The sequence below is a fragment of the Wolbachia endosymbiont (group A) of Portevinia maculata genome, assembly GCF_964028525.1.
GTDB lineage: Bacteria > Pseudomonadota > Alphaproteobacteria > Rickettsiales > Anaplasmataceae > Wolbachia.
Genome location: NZ_OZ034786.1, coordinates 735,959 through 757,496, shown reverse-complemented (window position 1 = coordinate 757,496; position 21,538 = coordinate 735,959). Strand labels below are relative to the sequence as shown.

At 35.7% G+C, this 21,538-nt stretch carries 18 protein-coding genes and 1 tRNA gene; 9 read left to right on the top strand and 10 right to left on the bottom strand.

Annotation, left to right across the window (positions count from 1 at the left end; all coding sequences use genetic code 11):
* Positions 1-29: 29 nt before the first annotated feature.
* From ABWU36_RS03815 to ABWU36_RS03805, 3 genes are read right to left on the bottom strand one after another with little or no spacing between them, the layout of a single operon-like run.
* Entirely contained in the window at positions 30-2,582 is a 2,553-nt protein-coding gene (locus tag ABWU36_RS03815; protein WP_353273020.1) for a type IV secretion system protein, read from the bottom strand.
* Positions 2,575-4,980 (bottom strand): VirB4 family type IV secretion/conjugal transfer ATPase, encoded by a 2,406-nt coding sequence (locus tag ABWU36_RS03810; protein ID WP_353273218.1) that lies wholly within the window; start codon positions 4,978-4,980, stop codon positions 2,575-2,577. Before ABWU36_RS03810 ends, ABWU36_RS03815 begins: the two co-directional genes overlap by 8 nt.
* A gap of 9 nt (positions 4,981-4,989) precedes the next feature.
* Positions 4,990-5,286 (bottom strand): type IV secretion system protein VirB3, encoded by a 297-nt coding sequence (locus ABWU36_RS03805; protein ID WP_253307377.1) that lies wholly within the window; start codon positions 5,284-5,286, stop codon positions 4,990-4,992.
* A gap of 116 nt (positions 5,287-5,402) precedes the next feature.
* Between ABWU36_RS03805 and ABWU36_RS03800 the strand changes: the two genes are divergently transcribed.
* A complete protein-coding gene (locus ABWU36_RS03800) occupies positions 5,403-6,938 on the top strand; it encodes a lysine--tRNA ligase (RefSeq protein ID WP_353273019.1) in 1,536 nt (511 codons plus the stop codon).
* 33 nt (positions 6,939-6,971) lie between these two features.
* Here the strand turns inward: ABWU36_RS03800 and ABWU36_RS03795 are convergent, their stop codons facing one another.
* Both ABWU36_RS03795 and ABWU36_RS03790 read right to left on the bottom strand, forming a co-directional pair.
* Positions 6,972-7,568: an RDD family protein gene (locus ABWU36_RS03795; RefSeq protein ID WP_253309168.1), complete on the bottom strand. Its 597-nt coding sequence runs from the start codon at positions 7,566-7,568 to the stop codon at positions 6,972-6,974.
* A gap of 24 nt (positions 7,569-7,592) precedes the next feature.
* Positions 7,593-7,675, bottom strand: a tRNA-Leu gene (locus tag ABWU36_RS03790).
* A 107-nt stretch (positions 7,676-7,782) separates the two neighbouring features.
* Between ABWU36_RS03790 and ABWU36_RS03785 the strand changes: the two genes are divergently transcribed.
* Entirely contained in the window at positions 7,783-9,234 is a 1,452-nt protein-coding gene (locus ABWU36_RS03785) for a replicative DNA helicase (protein ID WP_253309169.1), read from the top strand.
* A gap of 124 nt (positions 9,235-9,358) precedes the next feature.
* Entirely contained in the window at positions 9,359-10,843 is a 1,485-nt protein-coding gene (locus ABWU36_RS03780) for a hypothetical protein (RefSeq protein ID WP_265016661.1), read from the top strand.
* Here the strand turns inward: ABWU36_RS03780 and metG are convergent.
* The gene (gene metG / locus ABWU36_RS03775; protein WP_264687937.1) at positions 10,840-12,417 is read right to left on the bottom strand and encodes a methionine--tRNA ligase; all 1,578 of its coding nucleotides are present in this window, start codon (positions 12,415-12,417) and stop codon (positions 10,840-10,842) included. The genes ABWU36_RS03780 and metG overlap by 4 nt on opposite strands.
* Before the next feature lie 139 nt (positions 12,418-12,556).
* Here metG and ABWU36_RS03770 point away from each other — a divergent pair, with 139 nt between their 5' ends.
* The gene (locus tag ABWU36_RS03770) at positions 12,557-13,027 is read left to right on the top strand and encodes a TrbC/VirB2 family protein (protein ID WP_264687938.1); all 471 of its coding nucleotides are present in this window, start codon (positions 12,557-12,559) and stop codon (positions 13,025-13,027) included.
* Between the two features lie 25 nt (positions 13,028-13,052).
* Here ABWU36_RS03770 and ubiG read toward each other — a convergent pair whose 3' ends face one another.
* Positions 13,053-14,222 carry a bifunctional 2-polyprenyl-6-hydroxyphenol methylase/3-demethylubiquinol 3-O-methyltransferase UbiG gene (ubiG, locus tag ABWU36_RS03765; RefSeq protein ID WP_253309173.1) on the bottom strand — a complete coding sequence of 390 codons (1,170 nt, stop codon included), beginning with the start codon at positions 14,220-14,222 and terminating at the stop codon, positions 13,053-13,055.
* Between the two features lie 175 nt (positions 14,223-14,397).
* Between ubiG and dnaG the strand changes: the two genes are divergently transcribed.
* A complete protein-coding gene (dnaG, locus tag ABWU36_RS03760; RefSeq protein WP_264735691.1) occupies positions 14,398-16,146 on the top strand; it encodes a DNA primase in 1,749 nt (582 codons plus the stop codon).
* A gap of 184 nt (positions 16,147-16,330) precedes the next feature.
* Entirely contained in the window at positions 16,331-17,413 is a 1,083-nt protein-coding gene (locus tag ABWU36_RS03755; RefSeq protein WP_264687940.1) for an efflux RND transporter periplasmic adaptor subunit, read from the top strand.
* A gap of 73 nt (positions 17,414-17,486) precedes the next feature.
* Here the strand turns inward: ABWU36_RS03755 and grxD are convergent, their stop codons facing one another.
* From grxD to ABWU36_RS03740, 3 genes are all read right to left on the bottom strand, one after another.
* Complete coding sequence (gene grxD, locus ABWU36_RS03750) at positions 17,487-17,810, bottom strand: Grx4 family monothiol glutaredoxin (RefSeq protein WP_164224629.1); 324 nt, start codon at positions 17,808-17,810, stop codon at positions 17,487-17,489.
* Positions 17,811-17,825: 15 nt separating this feature from the next.
* Positions 17,826-18,044: a BolA/IbaG family iron-sulfur metabolism protein gene (locus ABWU36_RS03745; protein ID WP_253309175.1), complete on the bottom strand. Its 219-nt coding sequence runs from the start codon at positions 18,042-18,044 to the stop codon at positions 17,826-17,828.
* A gap of 78 nt (positions 18,045-18,122) precedes the next feature.
* A complete protein-coding gene (locus ABWU36_RS03740) occupies positions 18,123-19,445 on the bottom strand; it encodes a malic enzyme-like NAD(P)-binding protein (RefSeq protein WP_353273018.1) in 1,323 nt (440 codons plus the stop codon).
* 126 nt (positions 19,446-19,571) lie between these two features.
* On the opposite strand from ABWU36_RS03740, the gene pgsA reads away from it, so the two are divergent.
* The 3 genes from pgsA (at position 19,572) to ABWU36_RS03725 (ending at position 21,494) form a co-directional block, all read left to right on the top strand.
* The gene (gene pgsA, locus ABWU36_RS03735; protein ID WP_253309177.1) at positions 19,572-20,114 is read left to right on the top strand and encodes a CDP-diacylglycerol--glycerol-3-phosphate 3-phosphatidyltransferase; all 543 of its coding nucleotides are present in this window, start codon (positions 19,572-19,574) and stop codon (positions 20,112-20,114) included.
* A gap of 100 nt (positions 20,115-20,214) precedes the next feature.
* Positions 20,215-20,991, top strand: coding sequence for a hypothetical protein (locus ABWU36_RS03730; RefSeq protein WP_353273017.1), 777 nt, complete (start codon positions 20,215-20,217; stop codon positions 20,989-20,991).
* Between the two features lie 230 nt (positions 20,992-21,221).
* The gene (locus tag ABWU36_RS03725) at positions 21,222-21,494 is read left to right on the top strand and encodes a hypothetical protein (protein ID WP_353273016.1); all 273 of its coding nucleotides are present in this window, start codon (positions 21,222-21,224) and stop codon (positions 21,492-21,494) included.
* Positions 21,495-21,538 lie beyond the last annotated feature (44 nt).

Sequence of the window (21,538 nt, the reverse complement as noted above, 5' to 3'; positions counted from 1 at the left end):
TACTTACCTTAACTAGCATCACCGCCACCTTAGTTAATCTTTTCGCTGGAACCTTTACCACTATCTCCACCTCCTCCACCAGCACCACCTCTTGCCTTCTTGACAGCCGCAGCAGCAGCTTGACCAACACCTCCAGCAGTGGCTTTGGCAGCAGATAAAGCTTTGCCCACCATTTGTCCAGGTGTACTACCAGAACCGAGTAATGCTCTATGGTTACCAGCAAGTTCAGCAGCCATGTTAGGAAGAATGTTTAAAAAGTGGTAAAAGAGGAATAACACTAGACACAACTTTAATAACTCTCCGATGAGAGAGCTGCCAAACTCCATGTATTTAAAGTAGAATAGACCAAGTATGTTGCTCTTTTTAAAGCTATAATTTTGCATCATACATGCAAGAGTAGTTTCATTTTTATCACATTCACCATCCTTCAATTTGAACCACTGTTTTTTCTTACTATCTGAGGTTTCTGCTTGTTTCTTTTCATATAGCTTATCCGATTCAAATTTCAAATTTTTAAAATATATTTTATCACATGCTATGAACATAAAGGACAAAAACGCAAAAAGGATAACCGGGTATAAGCTATAGGTAATCAACTCTTTCACCCAGCCGTCAAAATATCCTTTGGTGTGTTGGAATAAAACCATAGGAATAAATAAAGGTGATAGAATAACAATTACACTTAAAGCAACTAGAGATAAAATAAATACATAGCACAGCCACAAAATAACCATCATCATCAGAACGGCCATAAATATACAGACAAGAGCTACTAAAATTTGTCCACCAGCGAAAATAATACCAATCACCGAACCTGCAACTAACAAGACAGGAGCAGCACCAAGCAAGACTGCTAACGTTGCAACACCTCCAGTACCAATTTTGCCACCAATTCCATCTAAAGGGGCACCTAAATAAAATAAAATTCTACAATCAAGCCTATCCCAAGGTGCAAGATAACTGTAAGATACCTTCTTTCCTTCACGAGTATATTCATAATCTGTACCTGCTTTATAATTACATATGCCTTTACTTTCAGATGACGCTTTTAGCACTATCTCTGACAAACCATTTGAGAGACGAGTTAATTCTCCATAATAATGAGACATGGTACTGCCTGTTGTGAAGTAAATCACTAAAGCGAATTTAATAATCAACATGTACATTTCTTGTGGGCTGCGAACTCCACCAGACATAGCTTTTATAGAGAACAGTATTAAAGCTAAAACCAAAACAGCAGTTACAGTGTTTTTCAACCTCTTTTGTGCTACAGATAAGAAACTGCCCTTGTTATGTCCATCTTTATCTTTAAGTGGGCTGCCACTTGAATCAATACCTGCAACTAAATTATCTAACGATTCCTTAATGCATTGCACTATCATAGAAGTGATGGGAATAGGAGCTAATGATTTACTTCCTGCCTGATTATAGCAAGCTTTAGAGACATACGAGCTAAAACAGCCAGCATTATCATAACCTACAAAAATTTTCCCCCCTTGTCCGTTGAGTCCTTTTTCTTTAGATCTGATAATAGTTTTATAGTCATCATTATTACCAATAGAAACTTTTTCCTCTCCTGTACCATCTTTATTTTTGAATGTCATCATAGATTTTTCACACATAGGAGCAAGTGAGTCAGGTGGCAATTCCGTGCACCCCATATCAACCCCTTGCGGCCAAGGAGTCATTTCGATACCAAGCATGCTCACACTTCCCAGCTCCACACACAACCTGCCCATTTTTCTTACTGCTTTAAATGTTGACCCATGTATGGTTTCGCTTTGCCCAGCTTTAAGAACTTTACATTTCAGCTCACCATCGACCGTCGGGGACCATGACCCATCTACATATCCAGTATCTTTTTCCCTTACATCAAAGTCTATGTATCCAGGTTTTTCTCTGGAATCAAAGTCTTTCTTGTTAAAAAGATTACCAAAAGTTAAAGGATTTCGATGACATATTTCTATATATTCACTGTATTGCACACCGTTTTTTGGCCAGTAATAACTTTCTGTACTCTCCTGAACGTTAGAATTTAAGGCTTCTTTTTCTGCTCTTTTCCCGTCATAGTCTTTTTTGTTCACGTCTTCCCGAGCTTTATCTTGCAAACAAGAAAAATATTCATCTTCTGTTTGGTAATTTTTATTGGTGCAGCCACTATAACCTGTGTCTTCTTTAAAATTTTTGTATTTTCCATCATGACCACGTGCAACTGGGTGTTTAACAAAACTATGTTCACAAACAACAAGCCCCCCTATTGCTTTCCAGACTCCAACAATTGCAGCTATCATTCCAACAATAACAAGAGCGGTAAACAAACCAGCAGAAGAGACGATTAAGACAATGCCAGTAAATATTGCGCCAACAGCAATCGCTATTCCAGCAAGTGCTGCAGCTGTTTTAAACGCCCCACAATCAGGATTAGAGGCACGACTGAAGCTGCCAGTGGAATTAAATCTGCTAACAAATTCTGTCTTGTCAGTACCACTTACTCCATCTGCAAGCACTGGATATGAGAGTAAAAAGTCTATATTTAGTAAAAATATCGCAATTAATAGCAATGACAGCTTAGTCTTAAACATTTTTTACCTTCTGATAAAATATAGGCAACCATACTTTTGGGTTGTCCCCAACTTCATTTAATATATCGTGTAACAATAGAACACTTTCTGCACGTCCGGATAATACGTTGATTATATCATCTAAGTCTTTTAAGTCTATTCTAGCTACCACAGCATTAACTCCTTGTTTTACCAAAAAGAATCTAGTACTCGGATCTGTGTGCTTAATTAATATATATTCACGTTCAGTTAACATAAAAACATCCCGATAGACACTAGTAGCTTTCAGATTTGGTAAAAAAATCTGTGTCGCTGTTTGTTGTACAAGCGTATCGCTAATAGCACTTTTACTTGCATCCTCAACACTCTGAGTAGCAAAAATCACAAAAGCATTTAGTTTTCTCAGTACCTTCAACCAGTCTTTTATCTTGGGTGCAAAAACTGGATTATCTATTAATGCCCATGCCTCATCAAGAACGATAATAGATGGAGTGCCATCAAGAGATATACTAATCCTATGAAATAAATAAATCAATACTGGTCCAAGGGCAACAGGATCTTTGAGCAAGCTAGCCATCTCAAAACCAAATACTCTTGCTCGTGAAAAATCTAGCAAATCTTCTTTATTGTCAAATATTACAGCATGAGAACCATTATCATGCCACATAGATATTGCCCCAGCTAGAGTATCAGGACCTGCAAGTCCTAAAAACGGTACAAGGTTTCTCAAGAACCTGTCTTCTTTTCTTAATTTAAAATTTCCTTCAATTGCATCATTAATTCGTGCAATATCTTCTGAAGTAAATTTATCATTATATACCGAAATTAAAGACTTTATCCACTCCATTAAAAATGTTCTATTATCAGAGGTGTCATCAAGTTGCAAAGGATTAAAATTTGTTTTAGTTCTTGGTTCTATTACAGTATAGATACCACCAAGTGCTCTTAAGAAAATCTCTGCACCGCGATCTTTGTCAAAAAAGAATATCCTTGGAGAAAATTTTATCGCTTGAGCACATAAGAAATTCATTAAAACAGTTTTACCAGCACCAGTTGGGCCAATTATCATAGTGTGTCCAACATCCCTTATATGAAAGTTGAAAAAAAATGGAGTACCAGATGTCGTGTCGAAAACTGTAACGGCATCTCCCCAGTGGTTATTGAATTTATTACCAGTAGGATAATTATGTTGAGATGCAAATCCAGCCAAATTAAGACTACTTATTGTAGCTTTTCTCACTATATAATCGAAATTACCAGGAATTTGCGCCCAAAATGCTGGTTCAAGGTTAACTCTCTCACGGACAGGGTAAACACCGCAATTAGAAAGCTCTGATTCTACCAACGACAGAGCGTTATCCAATGATTTAGGACTTTTTTCTATACATAAAATAGTCAGGTGATGTTGACCAAATGCAATCTTACCACTCATTGCGTCATCAAGCGCTTGAGAAATTTCTGCTATTTGAGAAATAGCTTTATCTGCAGACTGTATCATTCGATTTTGCTGTATCTGCATTTTTCCAATCGCCATTTGCCTGTTTATAAATTGAAAAGATTGCGTAATTATAAACTCGTAAGGAAGTTGTAAAAACGAATCAAGCATTCCTGCAGAAGTATGATTTCCATATTCTTTGATACTAACTACTCCAGCATATTTACTCTCATTATGAGTCACAACCTGTATCATCTTACGGCCAAAGAATAACCTATGTACTGGTAAGTATCTTGATATTTCAGTTCTTAGCGGAAAAAGCGTATTTGTAACGAAGCCACAATTTACGATTCTAGATAGAAACTCCATTATTTCGCAGAACAAACCATCTGGAGTTTCTTTTACTCCAAGAATTTTAGGCGAATAATTTCTAAGGCTTGTCACTACACGATTTGTCGTTTCCTCTAAATCTTCATACGTGGCACGCATATCACTTTCCCAAGCATGTTTTGAAGTTACATGTCCGAATTTTTTTAGTAGATATGACAAAAATTCTACTCCTTTTGTGTCTGCTCTACGGATAATCGTAATGTATAGGTCATTAATAAATGATTGCCTTGTTGCGTGTTTTTCTCTCCATTTTAGATTTACGTGATTAGCGAAAAAATTCGGCAAACCTTGACTTGCAAATTCATCAGAAAAAATATTTTTTTTACGTCTGATAGTATGAAAATACAAACTAAATGCCGGAGATGAAATGCTTCTGAGCATCTGATTCCTGATATTATTTTGTATTACTAAATCCTCGTCATCGGCGGTTTCAAATGCAAAGCCACTTAGTTTTATAACCTTAACCAACCAATTTTCTTTTGTCATCAAGGTTGTGCTATTCCAATAGCAAGAATAAGGAATAAATTCAGCAGCGTGAACTTCCCTGCTCAGAGTAGATTTACTCTTTGATTGAATAGCCCTAAACCTCAGCATCACACAACATTAAGCAATATCATAAGAATTGGCTCCATGATAAAAACGATTTAAACATTTCGAGCACTTTCCTAATTTTACCATAAATAATTCAATAAACAAAGGTTCTTTTGCAGAAGCTATATAGCCAAGTCCATGTATACCTGGTAACATTAAAAGAATCACTCTCAAATCATTTGAATTAATGAAAATTAGCAGGCAAATCAGGACGTTTAATATTGCAAACATATAACTCACACCAAAGAGCATTGCAGGTCTTGTAAGACCTTTAAATAATTGATCTGTTTGTATACTACCTGTGGACATATCTTTAACCTTCTAATAATAGCTCTAACACTAATACTATATCATTATATTAAAAATCCATTGAAACTAGTAGCACTTTAAGTTAAGATACATTGATTAATAATTTAACCCAGATAATGACAAGTTGGCCATTTCAAGAAGCAGAAAAAATATTGCAAGAGTTTCCTAATAAAAAAGAAATAATATTTGAAACTGGTTATGGACCCTCTGGTTTACCCCACATAGGAACCTTTGGAGAGGTTTTCCGCACTACAGTTGTTGTAAATGCATTAAAAAAAATAGCTCCTGGTATAAAAACCAAAATCATTGCAGTTTCAGATGATATGGATGGTTTGCGAAAAATACCAGATAATGTGCCAAATCAAGAGATGCTAAGGGAGCACTTAAATAAACCATTGACTATGATACCCGATCCATTTGGCACTCATGAGAGTTATGGTCATCACATGAATTCGTTGTTGTGTAAATTTCTTGATTTGTTTGAATTTGAATACGAATTTAGGAGTGCAACAGAGTGTTATAAATCTGGCGTTTACGATGAAAAACTTTTACTCCTGCTGAAAAATTATGATAAAGTGATGGACGTAATGCTTCCATCATTTCGGGAAGAAAGGCAGCAGACTTACAGTCCATTCTTGCCGATATGCCCAAAAACTTCCCAAGTTTTACAAGTTCCAGTAATTGAAACAAATACAGATAAAGGAACAATCACGTATGAAGACCCAAACGGGGAAAAAATAGAAGTTCCAGTGACAAAAGGAAAATGTAAACTGCAATGGAAACCTGATTGGGGAATGAGGTGGGCCGCATTTGGAGTAAATTATGAAGCTCACGGAAAAGATTTAACTCCATCTGCTGTGCTTTCAAGTCAAATATGTGAAATACTTGGAGAAAAGCCACCACTTCTGTTTTGCTACGAGCTTTTCCTTGATAAAGAAGGAAAGAAAATATCAAAATCAAGAGGAAATGGCATTTCGATTGAAGAGTGGCTAACTTACGCACCAACGGAGAGTTTATCACTGTATATTTTTCAGAGTCCTAAAAAAGCTAAACGTTTATATTTTGATGTGATACCAAAATCAACCGATGAGTATCTAGAGTTTGTAAGGTGCTATAATGAGGGTAAAGAAAAAGATATAAATAATCCTGCATGGCATATTTATCAAGGTGAAGTTCCCAGTATAGAAACTTCAGGTATAAATTTTACGCTACTTTTAAACCTAGCGGCGGCTTGTAACGCTGAAAACAAAGAGATTCTCTGGGGTTTTATATCCACTTATGCACCAAGCGTCACACCAGAAAATAATAAAATGCTTGATAGACTTTCAGACTTTGCAGTAAAGTATTACCACGATTTTATCAAACCAACAAAATCATATAAAACTCCAAATGCAAAAGAGAAAGAAGCGTTACTAGATTTGAAGGACACTTTACATTCTCTATCTACAACTGTTACTGCTGAAGAAATTCAATCTCAGGTATTTTCTATTGGAAAAAAATATGATTATACCAACTTACGTGACTGGTTTCAGCTATTATATGAAACGTTACTTGGCCAAAAAACCGGTCCAAGAATGGGATCTTTCATAAAGCTTTATGGAATAGATAATACGATTTCTCTCATAGAAAGCGCTACTAAATGTATACTGTAGAGTTTACCTTCTTTCATTTGAGCTCTTTAGTTTTTAGTTCTGCCTTCTAAGGCTTTTACTCGTGACAACCACTGTGCCTGCGATCTTGTCGTGCCAAGTTTGACAGCGTTTGTTGAAATTTGACCATAAAAAGCCCAAGAATAATGGTGCAGCTGACAATATAAAGGAAAAAAATCTCTTTGTTGCTTGTCTTAGGGTCATCTTTTCGAAAGTTTGTGCATCCACAACTCTAAGCCCAAGTAATAGTTTTCCAGGTGTAGCAGCAAACCTTACCCACATATATGTTACATAGCAAAAGAGCATAATGCATTGGACTATTTGATTTAGGATTTGTAATTTTATAAGTCTACTCTGCGTTGTCTTTTCTTCTGCAGACAGTGGCGCTTGCATTTGGTATTTTGCAGCAATTTGACTTAATATTTTGCTATCCTCTGAGTTCATAAAGAGCTTATTTAAGGCTTGGCTGCAAAACTGCAAGAACAAAACGATAATAATCAAATCAAGCAATACTGATATATAGCGCCTAAGTCCTGTTACATAACATATCCCATTTTCATCTTTCTTTACCTTTTGAATAACATTTATAGAAGAAAAAATAGAAAATAAACGATTAAAAAATTTATGTAACATATATATACTTTCCAATATTTAACGTGCCCCTGGCCGGACTTGAACCAGCATGCTTTTGCAAGCAACAGATTTTGAGTCTGCCGTGTCTACCATTCCACCACAGGGGCATTAAGTTTTAATGCTATAGGCAACACGGAATTAGTCAAATTTTATATGTCTTTCAAATGAGGACTAAATATTCTACAATAATCAACAGTTACTCTCAAAACTTAAAATGAATGAATTAGCTAGTCTCCTCAGTTCAAGAAGTGTAGATAAGGAAATATGTAAATTACCGCATAATTTAGAAGCTGAACAGATGCTTATTGGTGCAATGATTCGTGATAATAGAATCTGTGATGCAGTTGAAGACACAATCACAGCAGAAAATTTCTATGATCCATTACATCAAAGTATTTTTACGCAGATATCCAAAACCAGGAAACACGGTATAGTTGCCAATGAACTAAGCCTCAAAATGTTTTTTGAGAACGACCAAGCGTTTACCGAGTGTGGTGGGGTAGAGTACTTAGCAAAGCTTGCAGCAAAGGCAAGTATTGCACTTGATATCTATAGTTTGACTAGAATAATCCGTGATACTTACTTAAGGAGATGTTTAATTAAGCTCGGGCAAGAAATAGTTGGTGATAGCTACAACTACGATATTGAAAATCCTGCACAGGCGCAAATTGAACAAGCAATGACAAAATTGTTCAACTTAGCAGTAAAAAAACAAGGTGAGAAAACATATATAAAACTTGCAAGTTCAATTAAAGACGTAGTTGAGAAGATCAGCACACTGAAAAATAATCCAGAAGCGCTGGGCGTTACAACCGGACTTCAAGATCTAAATCAGCTTCTTGGTGGCCTACAAAAATCTGATTTATTAATTTTAGCTGCAAGGCCTTCTATGGGTAAAACAGCACTGGCGCTAAACATCGCACTTAATGCTTGTAAGATGTTGCAAAAAAGAGCAGATAAACAACATTATGTAGCGTTTTTCTCACTTGAAATGTCAGCAGAACAATTAACCGCAAGGCTGATCACTATAGATTCAGGGATTAGTTATTATAAGGCATTAACCGGGAGAATTAGTGATTTTGAATTGCATGAATTTATCAATGCTAGTACAGAATTATCTGAACTGCCTTTCATCATAGATGACACCCCTGCGCTATCAATTAGTGCCCTTCGCACCAGAATACGCTTGCTGTATCAATTATATAATGTAGAAGTGGTATTCATTGATTATTTGCAGCTAATCAGAGGAACAACAAAAAGAAGTAATGAAAATAGAGTACAAGAAATCTCGGAAGTGACGCAGGGTTTGAAAGCAATTGCAAAAGAGCTGAATATTCCCGTTGTTGCACTATCTCAGCTCTCTCGTTCTGTTGAGCAGAGAGACGACAAAAAACCACAACTTTCTGATTTGCGTGATTCAGGAAGCATAGAGCAGGATGCAGATATAGTGATGTTCCTCTATAGAGAGGAATATTATGAATTGAGAAAGCAACCAAGTGAAGGAAGCAATAAACATCGAGAGTGGCAAGAAAAAATGGAAAAAATTAGAAATATTGCAGAGCTTGTTATTGCAAAGCAGAGAAATGGGCCAATTGGCAGTGTGAAGCTATATTTTGACTCTAACAGAGGTTCATTTAAAGATTACACGGAGAGGCATAGTGTGTAGCTTGGCAGCAATCTTCTTGTTCCCAAGTTCATCAATTGTTTTTTTATGTAAAAAGTTAGCTTGACAACTTCCTTTAAATCCTTTTATATGGTATTATATTTTACAATATGTGAGGAATAATCATATGAGTAAAAACAATTTACCCTATTATATAGCTGGAACTCTGGCTGCTTTAACTTTATTAGCATCTGGAGTGTTTGCTGCAGCTCCTTATATTGGTTTCTTAGCTCCTGTTGCAGCATTAAGTGTTGGCCTGCCATTTATTATTGGTGGTGCTGTATTTTCTGCTGTAGCTATGGCACTTTCGTATAAAGCAATTAGTAAGAATAAAACTATTTCTGAGAAAGATGTTCAACTGACTGAGAAAGTAGAAGAAATATCTAAAAAAGATGCTCAACTAGCTAAAGAAGAAGATAAAGTACAGGCTCAAAAGCAAACAATTTCTGGGCAAAATGACCAACTGACTAAAAAAGAAGCGGAAGTAAAAGCTAAAGAGGAGGAAAATTCTAAGCAAAAAATTGAAATTAATAAAAAAAATGAGGAGATTGATAATCAAAAAAAAGAAATAGAAGAACTTAAACACAAGAAAACTTTTGTTCCGCAAGCAATGAAGAATATCAAAGAAGCATCTCAAGAAGTATTTGCATATGTAGCAGAAGCCTACAGTAGTGGGCGCGTTCATAGTACTATTAAGCAGCGCCGTAGTGATGTTGCGAATGACTTAAAAAATGTCGTAGGTAGTGCGAAAAATGCTTATGGCACATCAGTTGAGTATGTAAAAGGGAAATTTAATAGTGCTGGAAATAAATTAAAAAATGTTTATGGTACATCAGTTGAGTATACAAAAGGAGCACTTAACAGCGTTGGAAGCAGCTTGTACAGTAGATTTCATGGTACTAAGGTTTCTAGTTCGGAAGAGCAGTTTAAGCGTGAAGATGGATCTAAACCTAGTATGCAAGAACTAACTAGTTTGGATTACTTAGATCTTGCAGTTTCTTCCAGTGAGCAAAAGCAACGAGCTAATAGTTTGGATTATTTAAATATTGATAACGACGTTCCTAAGCAACCTGATCATTTAAGTATTGATGCTGCTAAAAGGTATTTAATGAGTCTTTCTGAGGATCAGGAGATATTTTATGATGCAGAATCTGGTGGTGAAAAAGATACTGAGACTTCTAGCCTGAAAGAGCAGTTAGATGAAAACAGTAAAGCAAAAGTTCCGTCAAGAATTTCTGATTTATGTGAGTCAGTAAAAGGAAAGTTTACCAGCTTTTGGAGTGGGGTACAAAGTATTTATAGTAAGAATGTTTATAATAGTTGTGCACTAGGTACTGATCTGTTGCATGCTCAACATAAAAACACCTTGGCTAATGTACCACAAGAAGAGGTTGTAAATAAAGAAGCTCAAAAGCCAGAAGAGCAAGCAGACCAAAAGCCAAATCTTCAAAGGGACAACAGCATAAACAATACGGAAGAAGGCGGTAAAAATAAAAGGAGTGGAGCCGCAAGAAGAAAAAGAAAACAAGCACGAGTAGAACAACCTATAGTGTATACAGTTACAACAAGTAATAAATATGATGTGTTGCTACCTGAATGCTTCCTTAGTTAAACATCAACCCTCAAAAAAACCGGCGTAGGTTTAGGCAGCGTAATGCCTGAACTTACGCACGTATCGCACAAAGATTTTAAACCTCGTTGCTCTTTCGGAATTTGCAATTGATCGAGTATCATTTCCGCTGACCTCGGGACAATTGGCTGCAATAAAGTGCCAATTATCCTGATGTATTCCAGTAGCTTATAAATTACTAAGTTCATGCGCTCTCTGTCAGTTTTGCTTAGTGTCCAGGGTGCACTTTTATCTATATAAGCATTGGCTTCAGAAGAGATGTTGATGATTAGAAGTATGATATGGTTAAACTCATACTTTGATAGGTGATTCATCACCTGATCGAGTATAGCTTTGCAACCTGGAAGACTTTCTTCACCTTTAAGTAGGCTTTGATCGATTGTTGGTACAATTCCAGAACATTGCTTGTGTAAAAATGAAATTGTTCTTTGTACTAAATTGCCTATATTGTTTGCAAGTTCTGAGTTTATGCGGCTGATCATGTTTTTCTTACTAAAGTTGCCATCCTGGCCAAAACTTGCTTCTCGAAGGAGAAAATAGCGTAGTTGATCAACACCAAACTCTTGAGCGAGGCCAATTGGATCTATGACATTACCAAGAGACTTGGATATTTTTTCTCCTTCGTTTAGCCACCAACCATGAACTGCAATTTGTTTTGGCAGTGGCAAATCTGCTGCAAGGAGAATCGCTGGCCAATACACAGCATGAAAGCGCAATATGTCTTTGCCGATTACATGAACGTTGAAAGAGTTGTCAGCTAGGTTTGCAGTGCTTGACACTGGAATCTGTATTTCTGGTTCTGCCCAAAACTTCTTATATTCTTCACCTTCAGTACTAGGGAAACCTATTGATGTAAGATAATTGGTTAATGCATCTATCCAGACATAGATTACGTGTTTGTCATTACCTGGTACTTTTATTCCCCAGTTAAAACTAGTGCGAGAGATTGAGAGGTCAATGAGCCCTGATCTTACAAACGATACCACTTCATTTTTTCTGCTCTCAGGAAAGATAAAATTTGGCTGATTTTCATATAGTTCTAGTAATTTATCCTGCCAATTCGACAAACGAAAAAAGTAGCTCTCTTCTTTTACCCATTCAACCTCAGCACCTGTTGGTGCTTTGCCATCTATCAGCTCTGATTCCTGATAAAATGCTTCATCACGAACTGAATACCAACCCGAATAGGAATCCAAATATATTTGTCCTCTCTCTTCAAGCCTATTCCATAAAGCTACCACTGCTTTTTCATGACGTTCCTCCGTAGTGCGAATAAAATCGTCATACTCAAAATTCATGAACTTAGCTAATTCTTTAAATGAAACACTCACTTCATCTGTAAATTCTTTTGGCTGCATTTCCTTTGCTTTAGCTGCTTTTTCTATTTTTTGTCCATGTTCATCTGTACCGGTGGTAAATTTGACATTTTTCCCAGCTAGTTTCATGAACCTTGCCACCACGTCACACAAGAGAGAAGTGTATGCATGACCGATATGCGGCTTATCGTTTACGTAATATATTGGCGTGGTGATGTAAAAACTCTCAAATCGATCCATGGTTTAGCATTTTGATAAAAATCAACTGAGTTAATTATAGTATTAAAAAGGCAGTAATAAATAAATATTGATTGGGTTAAGCATAATTTTTGAAAAAAGCTATTTACTGAAATTTTATTAAAATAAGAAACAATCAGGTATGATTATTGAAAGAACAATGGGAAATTTTCTTGTAATTCTATTTATAGTTTTCTATGCATTTGATGCACACGCTGATGGAGCAACAGATGTAATGTGTAATGTAATAGGTTACGTTCATGGAATAGGTGGACCAATGATTACAGTAGTAGTAATTGGTACAAGCTTACTTGCAATATTTGGAAGAATGCCTTGGCCTTCACTTTTCTCACTTGGTATGTTTGTTGCTGTGTTTTTTGGTGCACCTAAAATTGCAACAGCGATAACAGAAAAAAACGTTTGTAATTTTCTTGAAGATCAAATGCCGGTTCGTTGTCCTTATAAAGGTCAAACGTTGGTTCAAGGAAAGTGTGTTGCTGCTCCTGGATATGAACGTGTAGGTACAAGTTATTCTTGTCGTCGCGGTTGGGCGCTAACTAATAAAGGCTACTGTATAAAAGCTGGCCAAGATCCTTCAAAGTATTGGAAGTGAAAATGGTGCTTTTATAGAGTTAAATCTAACTACTCATCAAACCACAAAGTATATAATTAATATCCACACCTTTAGTTAAATTCCACTCACGCTTTATTACGTTGTACTCCATGCCAGCCATGTTTTGCAGCGTTACATTATTTTCTCTTAAGTGATTTGCAATTTCTGACGGCTTGAGAAATTTATTCCAATTATGCGTACCCTTAGGCAGCCAATTTAATATGTACTCTGCGCCGACTATTGCAAGACAGAAGGATTTGATAGTTCTATTTATTGTGGATATAAAGATTAGCCCTTCTGGTTTCAGCAATTCTATTGCTCTTCTCATAAAGAATTCTAAATTATCTACATGCTCGACTACTTCCATCAGCAGAACCACGTCGTACTTCTTGTCATTGCTTAGCTCTTCAATGCTGGTGTGCATATATTCTACATTAAGCCCTACTTTTTTCGCATGTGACTGTGCCACTTTGATGTTTTCTTCACATACATCTATTCCCACAACGTTAATGCCAACGCGTGCCATTGACTCTGACAAAATGCCACCACCGCATCCAACATCAAGCAATGATAATTCTTTCAAATTGCATTTTTTTAACTCTTTTATTTTCTCAATAATGTAAGATACTCTAACAGGATTCATCATGTGCAATGGTTTGAATTTGCCGTTCTCATCCCACCACTGGCCTGCCATTTTAGCGAATTTTGATATTTCATCTTCGTTATAAGTTTTTGTTTTTTTTTTCTTAGAGGTTATATTACTGAGTTTATCAAGGCGTTTTTTATGTCTGCTTTCTTTTGAAAATTCTGTTTCGAGGAATTGTTTGACTATGTCTTTTGCTAATCCACTCGCAGTAAACCCTGCACCAAGACACAGTACATTTGCGTTGCCATGCTCGCGAGCTAATTTTGCGATCTCAACACTGTTACATAAAGCAGCGTAGATTCCTTCAAAACGATTTGCCACAGTACTCATGCCCAAACCTGTACCACAAATTAATATCCCATAATTTGCTTTTTTGCTTGTTATATCTTCTACAACTTTAACAGCATAGTCTGGGTAATCTACACACTTTTGCTTAGCAGTGCAGCCTTGATCTACCGCTGTGTAACCCAGGGTTTCCAGGTAGGATTTTATTTCTGATTTTAATTCATAACCAGCATGATCTGAGGCAATTGATATTATATCTGACATATAAAAAGTTGATCTTGCATAACTTAAGGATATTTATATGGGTAATTTATTTTGATCTTTCTGTCAAGCCGTTTTAATACTCCTGATCTTTCGGGAGTCCTAAAGCTTGAAATAAATTTCGAGTCAGATGTGTATAAATTCTATATAATTTTTATCCTACTACTAATTCAATAAGATGGATCACATAGATATTATAAAATCAAAATTATTATTATCTGACATAGTAGGTAAAAAAGTCAGGCTAATAAAAAGAGGAGATAGTTTTGTTGGGCTCTGTCCATTTCATAACGAAAAAACCCCATCTTTTTCGGTGAGCAATACTAAGGGGTTATATTACTGTTTTGGTTGTTCAGCTAGTGGTGATGCATTTGAATTTATTTCACAAACTGAAGGATTAAGCTTTAAAGAAGCATTGGAAAGATTAGCATCGGTTACAGGTGTTGAACTGCCCAAAAGTCTTAGTATTACAAAAGGGGACAATAAACTATTTTTAGCGCTTGATTTAGCTGCAAATTGGTTTGCACAAAAAAATCAGGGCATTGTAGATTATTTAAAGCAGCGCAAGATTTTACCTGAAATCATAGATAAATTTAAGATAGGTTATGCACCAAGCTCTGGTTTGAAAGAGTATTTAAACTCTTCAGGTATTGAAGACAAAATTTTAATTGATATTGGATTAGTAAACAAAAATTTTCATGATTATTTTTATGACCGGCTGATATTTCCTATATACAACATTGCAGGAAGAGTTATTGGTTTTGGCGGACGTGCGCTGAGTTCTGAGCAACAGCCAAAATATTTAAATAGCCCAGAGAGTCAGCTCTTCAAGAAGAGGGAGAATTTATACGGATTAAACTTTGCTTTAAGCGAAATACGTAAAAAACAGCACATATTTGTTGTTGAAGGATATATGGACACTATAGCGCTACATCAAGCGGGAATTAGTAATGCAGTTGCTCCACTTGGTACCGCAATTTCTGCAGAACAGATAAAAAACCTGTGGAGATTTGCTAAAGAAATCTCCATCTGTATGGATGGCGATAATGCCGGATATCGTGCTGCTACACGAGTTGCGGAACTTGCTCTGCCAATATTAGAGCCTGGATACACGTTAAAGTTTGTGACTTTGCCGAGTAATAAAGATCCATACGATATATGTAACGAACTGGCATACAAGAAAGAAGACGTGTTGACTGCTCTTGACCATTCAACAAAACTGCATTCTGAATATTTATGGCGTCACATAATCGATAGCAACTTTCAAAATTATGAAAAACTTGCTCCGGAAAAATATTCAATTCTTGAGCACAAGTTCATGGAATATGTAAATACTATTAGCAACAGCAGTATTAGAAGGTATTATAGAGATTATTTTTACAATAAGGCTAGTGAACTAAGAAGTAGCTTCAAAAAACAGATTTTTAATAGTAAAACTAGAGCAACAAAAGGTGAGTATCTTCATAACAAATCTCCAGAGCTAATTGAGGCAGAGCAAAATCAGGCCATAATTTTGCGTATAGCCGTAGAATTTCCTGAAATCTTGAACCGTCCTATATTTTTTGAGCAATTTTCTCATTTTGAATTTACTAATGAGATGAAAAGATTACAACAGCGTGTAATTGATGTAATAAGTAACAAAAGCAAACTTGGTAAAGAGGCTTTGTTACAAGAATTGAAACAGTTTGACGTTATAAAGTATGTATTTGAAAAAACTAGTGTACTAAATAGCCAACTGAACGAGAGAAAATCTGCAGAAATTGTGTGGAATAATATAGTGTTACTAAAAGAATTAAATGCGTTACGAAAAGAAAGAACCGAAGCGAGGCTGAGCGGTAATCTTGACTTAGAGGAAAGGTTGATAGAACAAATAGAGCAAATAGAAAGTAATATACAAGAAATGCAAATGGAGTTTATTGAAAAGTAGGCTGCTACAGTTAATTATTTTTAGGTTGTTTGTCATTCTGCTGCTTTTTAACGGAATTTATACTGCCTCTTAGCAATAAAAAACTTACTTATTGTAGGAAAATCTTGTGTTTGTTCTCATATAAAACTATTTATGGAGTGACAATGGTGCATGTATTATACTTACATTTTTGATTCGAAAATTTATGCAGTTGTTTCTAACAAAATTAGTCAACAAATTCTATTGTTTAAAGATGAGAAATAAAGTAATCATCATTTCTAGTATTGCTTTTATTCTACTGTTTTTTATCAGCAGTGCATTTTTAAAAAAAGATCAGGCGGTTCATAGTGATAATGCAACTAGTAGCTTTTCAGTAAAAACTCAAGAATGTGCGCCGCAAAACCGCACTATATATTTAAATTTTTCTGGTACAGTAAATCCCTTACATAGAGCTAGCCTTGTCTCAAAAATAAGTGGTAAGATTATTGCTATTTATTTACCTGATGGTGAAAAGGTAAAAAGAGATGATGTAGTGTTAAAGATAGAAGATTATGACAGGATTGAGCAATCTCAGAAAGCCAAAGCTTTATTAAAGCAGCGTGAAATTGAGTATGATTCCTCTCACAAACTGAATAAAACAGGCTATGGAGCACAAATACAAGTAGAAGCAGCTTTTACTGCGTTACAAAGTGCAAAAGCTGACCTAAAAAGGCTAGAATTGGATTTAGAAAATACTGCAGTCAAATCTCCTATAGATGGTTATATTGATAAAATCAATGCAAACGAAGGGGATTTTGTTAATGCTGGGCAAAAAATAGCTGACGTGGTTGATTTCGATCAAATTCTTGTGGTGTTATACGTTTCGGAAAATGAAGTAAATAAAATAGAGCTAGGCAGCACAGCTCAAATTAGTTTACTGGACGGAAAAGAATTGGCAGGTGAAGTAAGTTTTATTAGTAAAATTGCTGAGCCTAAAACTGGGTCTTATAGGGTAGAGGTAAAGGTAATTAATAATAAAATGATATCCTTGCAGGGACTAACTGCCAACGTAAGACTACCTTCAGGCGAAAGATTTGCATATAAAGTTCCTTCTTCAGCCCTGAGCTTAAGTGACGAGGGTGCTCTTGGAATAAAGATTGTTGATGACAATAATTATGTAATATTTGTACCAATAGAAATTGTTGATCATGAGAGCGATGGGGTTTGGATAGTAGCAAATAACGAAGGTAAACCCATAAAGTTAATAGTATTGGGCCACCTATTTGTTAAGCCTGGTGATAAGGTTTAAGACATAAGATCCTTTTTCATAGCTTATACTACGTTATACCAATCCCAGCGTCTGGGCACTGGTTTCTTGGTACTTATTCCGCAATAATTTTTTTTTCCTTCAATAAATTTTGCAGTTCGCCTTTTTCGTACATCTCGCGAGTGATGTCGCAACCACCGATAAACTCTTCCTTTATATATAATTGTGGAATTGTTGGCCAATCAGAAAACTTTTTTATAGATTCACGTATTTCATCATTCTCCAACACGTTAATATACTTAAACTTCACGTTCAATTTTTTTAGGATTGACACGACGAGTCCAGAGAATCCGCATTGAGGAAAATCAGAAGTGCCTTTCATGTACAACACCACATCATTTTCCGCTATATCTTTTTTTATTTGTTCAAAACTGCTCATAAATTCACCTTATTTTTAAGTATTAGTTTCCAGTTGCAAGGCGTGTATAGACTGACCTTCCAGAGCTTTATATACCATTTTATGCTGTTCTATTTTTGTCTTTCCAAGAAAGCGCTTGGAGGTTATTTTTAAATGATAATGATCATCATCTCCAGCAAGGTCCTGAACCTTTATATCAGCGTCGGGGAACGATTGTTTGATGATCCTTTCTAATTCGTGAATTGCAATAGTCATTGATTTGCTTTAAATTACAATACTTTCATTATAAATCTAAAACGACTGGGTGCAATTGAATTATTGATTATATGGTTACTAATATTGTGAAGACAGTAGATTCAGCGTGTTAAGTGTACTAGCAAGGCGAGATTTCAATTGATTTTCATATTTACTCCAATCTTGTATTGCCTTTCTTGCAATACCTGAATCAACTGCGGCTTTTGCAACAGCAGGAGATACTATAGAAATTAATCTTGGGTCAAATGGAGTAGGTATTATATATTCACGTCCATAGCTCATTTTACGACCGCCATAGGCTGCAGATATCTCGTCAGACACTGGCTCACGGGTAAGCTTTGCTATTGCATCTGCAGCTGCAATTTTCATCTCATCATTTATTGTTGTTGCATGTACATCAAGCGCTCCTCTGAATATATAAGGAAATCCCATTACGTTGTTGACTTGATTGTTGTAATCTGACCTGCCAGTTGCGATTATTGCATCTGGCCTCACAGATTTTGCAAACTCAGGCCTTACTTCTGGATCGGGGTTGGCGAGAGCGAAAATAATCGGGTCTTTGCCCATACTCTTTAACATCTCTTCATTTAACACATCTTTTGCAGATAATCCGATGAATACATCAGCGCCTTTTATTGTATCAAGTAGAGAACGTTCGGAAGTATCAATTGCATATTTTTCCTTCCACTTATTCATGTCCTCGTTTCTACCTTTGTATATTACTCCTTGCTTATCACACAGCACTATATTTTTAGCGCCCATGGACTTTAGTATTTCTAAACATGCAATACCGGCTGCTCCAGCACCATTCATAATGATCTTAACGTCCTCTAATTTCTTTCCGACAATATCAAGAGCATTTTCTATACCAGCTGCAACAACCACTGCAGTTCCATGCTGGTCATCATGGAACACTGGAATATCCATCAGTTCATTCAGACGTTTCTCTATTATAAAACAATCGGGAGATCTTATATCCTCTAAATTTATCCCCCCCCAACTTGGCCCAAGGTACCTTACTGCATTGATGAAATCTTCTATATTTTCTGTACCAACTTCTATATCAACTGCATCAATATCAGCAAAACGCTTAAATAAAACAGCTTTGCCTTCCATGACAGGTTTTGCAGCAAGAGGACCGATATTACCAAGCCCAAGCACTGCAGTGCCATTTGAAATGACAGCTACAAAATTGCTTTTTGCCGTATAATCATAAACAACCTCAGGATTTTTAGCTATTTCAAGGCACGGAGCTGCAACGCCAGGAGAATAAGCAAGTGACAAATCATACTGGGTAGATAAAGGTTTTGTTGGCATGATTGAAATTTTACCAGGGTTACCACCTCTACTGTGATACTTAAGTGCCTCTTGTTTTGTGGTATTATCTAAATCATCGTTCATTCTTATATTTTAAGCTTGTAATTTTTAAGTATATGGAGTTTTTATAAATGTTCAATTGTAAACTATTAGCTTGTGAACTCTGTTGTACTTCTGTATAAGTTTACCTATTACGTAAGATGATATTACATGCTTAAGAAAAACGTGCCTAATTTGCTTACAATTTCTCGTGCACTTGCAATACCAGCAATAATATTAAGTTTTTATATAGAAAATAAATATGCAGGCCTGATAACAATATCAATCTTTGTGTTTGCGTGCATTACGGATTTTTTTGATGGTTACTTGGCGCGTGCGTGGAAAGTCCAATCAAAGTTTGGCAAGCTATTTGATCCAATTGCTGATAAATTAATAGTGGTTTCAACGATAATTATGCTAGTTTATAAGCAGAAGATAAATGATTTTACAATAGTACCATCGATTATCATCATCTGTAGGGAAATATTAGTTTCGGGTTTACGGGAGTTCCTTATAGCTATAAATGTTAGTCTACCTGTAAGCAAAGCTGGCAAAATTAAAACATTTTTGCAGATGGTTGCTGTAGTAGCGCTAATAATGAACGATTACGACACAACTCAATATATAGGTGCAATTTGTTTATGGGTTGCAGCTATTATAACTATGTGGTCAGGCTATAATTATATCCTAGCCGGCATCAAACAGGTTGACTGAATTTCTTGAGAAACAGTTAATATACAAAAGTAGTTAATACTTTCATAATATTGACTGAATAGTTAAAATCCTGTATAATATATTAGTTAATAGGGTTTATATGACTGATAACTTTAAGACTACGTTTTCTCCTGAAGATTTTTTTGGGGATTTTTGGCTGACAGTTGATAAGGAAGTCAAAAAAGAAAGGTCAGAACAAGAGTCATTAACACTAAAAGAAGAAGCAGAAAAAAAGAAGAAGCTAGAACAAGAGCTATTAACACTAAAAAAAAGAGAGCTATATAGACAATGTGTATCATTGGTAACAATGGTTCCATTTGCATTATTTATGGCTATTGAACTGGAAAAAATATGTAGCGATCAGGTATTACTTGGCGTGATAAGTGGCGCACTAAGCCACACTATATTACCTTCTATGGTCCTATCTCTTATTTGTACGCTATATTTAATTTACAATAATAGGAAAATAGCACAAAAAGAACGAGAGTTGGAGAATATTGAAAATGGAGAGGAAGTAAAGGAAAAAGAGCACAATATTTCTGATATAGGTCAGTGTTTGATCTATATTGAGGCTATAACAACTGCACTGATTATTGTAGGTATGATAATGGGTGAAACATCTTCACTTGAAGCAGCAGAGGATGCAATTTTATTTCTTGCCAATGCAATTGCTTTTCTTGTAACTCTTGTTTCTTATATTGATGAGCATGAAAAAAATAAGAAAAAGGAAACAGAAAAATCTAATCTTGATGAAAAATCTAGCAAGAAAACTAGCAATATGTCTGTAGCCGGATGGCTTTGTTGCATCGCTAGCTATGATGGATTAAAGATAAAAAAGATGGAGAATATCAGTAGCTTATTATTCTGGTATTTATAACAAGAACGGTCAGTGAATACCTAAATTTGAGTAAAAGAAATTTCACTACCACTCACTAATCCGGCTAAAATTCAAGAATTTCAATGCTTTAGCTATTTTCAATAGAATTAAGTTTATTAATATAAATAATAAATTACTATTCTTAAATTTGATCAGATTGATTGCAAAAAAACAAGATTTTCAATAGGTTGCTTATAATCCTAGCTATAGTTAGCCTTTCATAAGTAGCGATGCAACAAAGCCTAGCCGGATTGGCGCTTGCTGGTTCTTCTATATTTTTAATAAGAAGGATAATGTTAATGGCATTAGCATCGTCCTTAAATCCTGCTGTTGGGCCTACTTTAGGCTTGATAGGTATTGCACTTTTTATGGTTGTACAGATATTAACTACACATTCCTACAGCAAAACGCTGAAAGATCCAAAAGTGGAAGGACAAGGTAAATCGAGGAATGCAGGTAGTTCTGACCGTAGTTATAAAGAGGAAGGGCCGGCTATTGCCTAAGAAATTTATTTATTTAAGTAATATTTAGGTCTATACTTTATTTT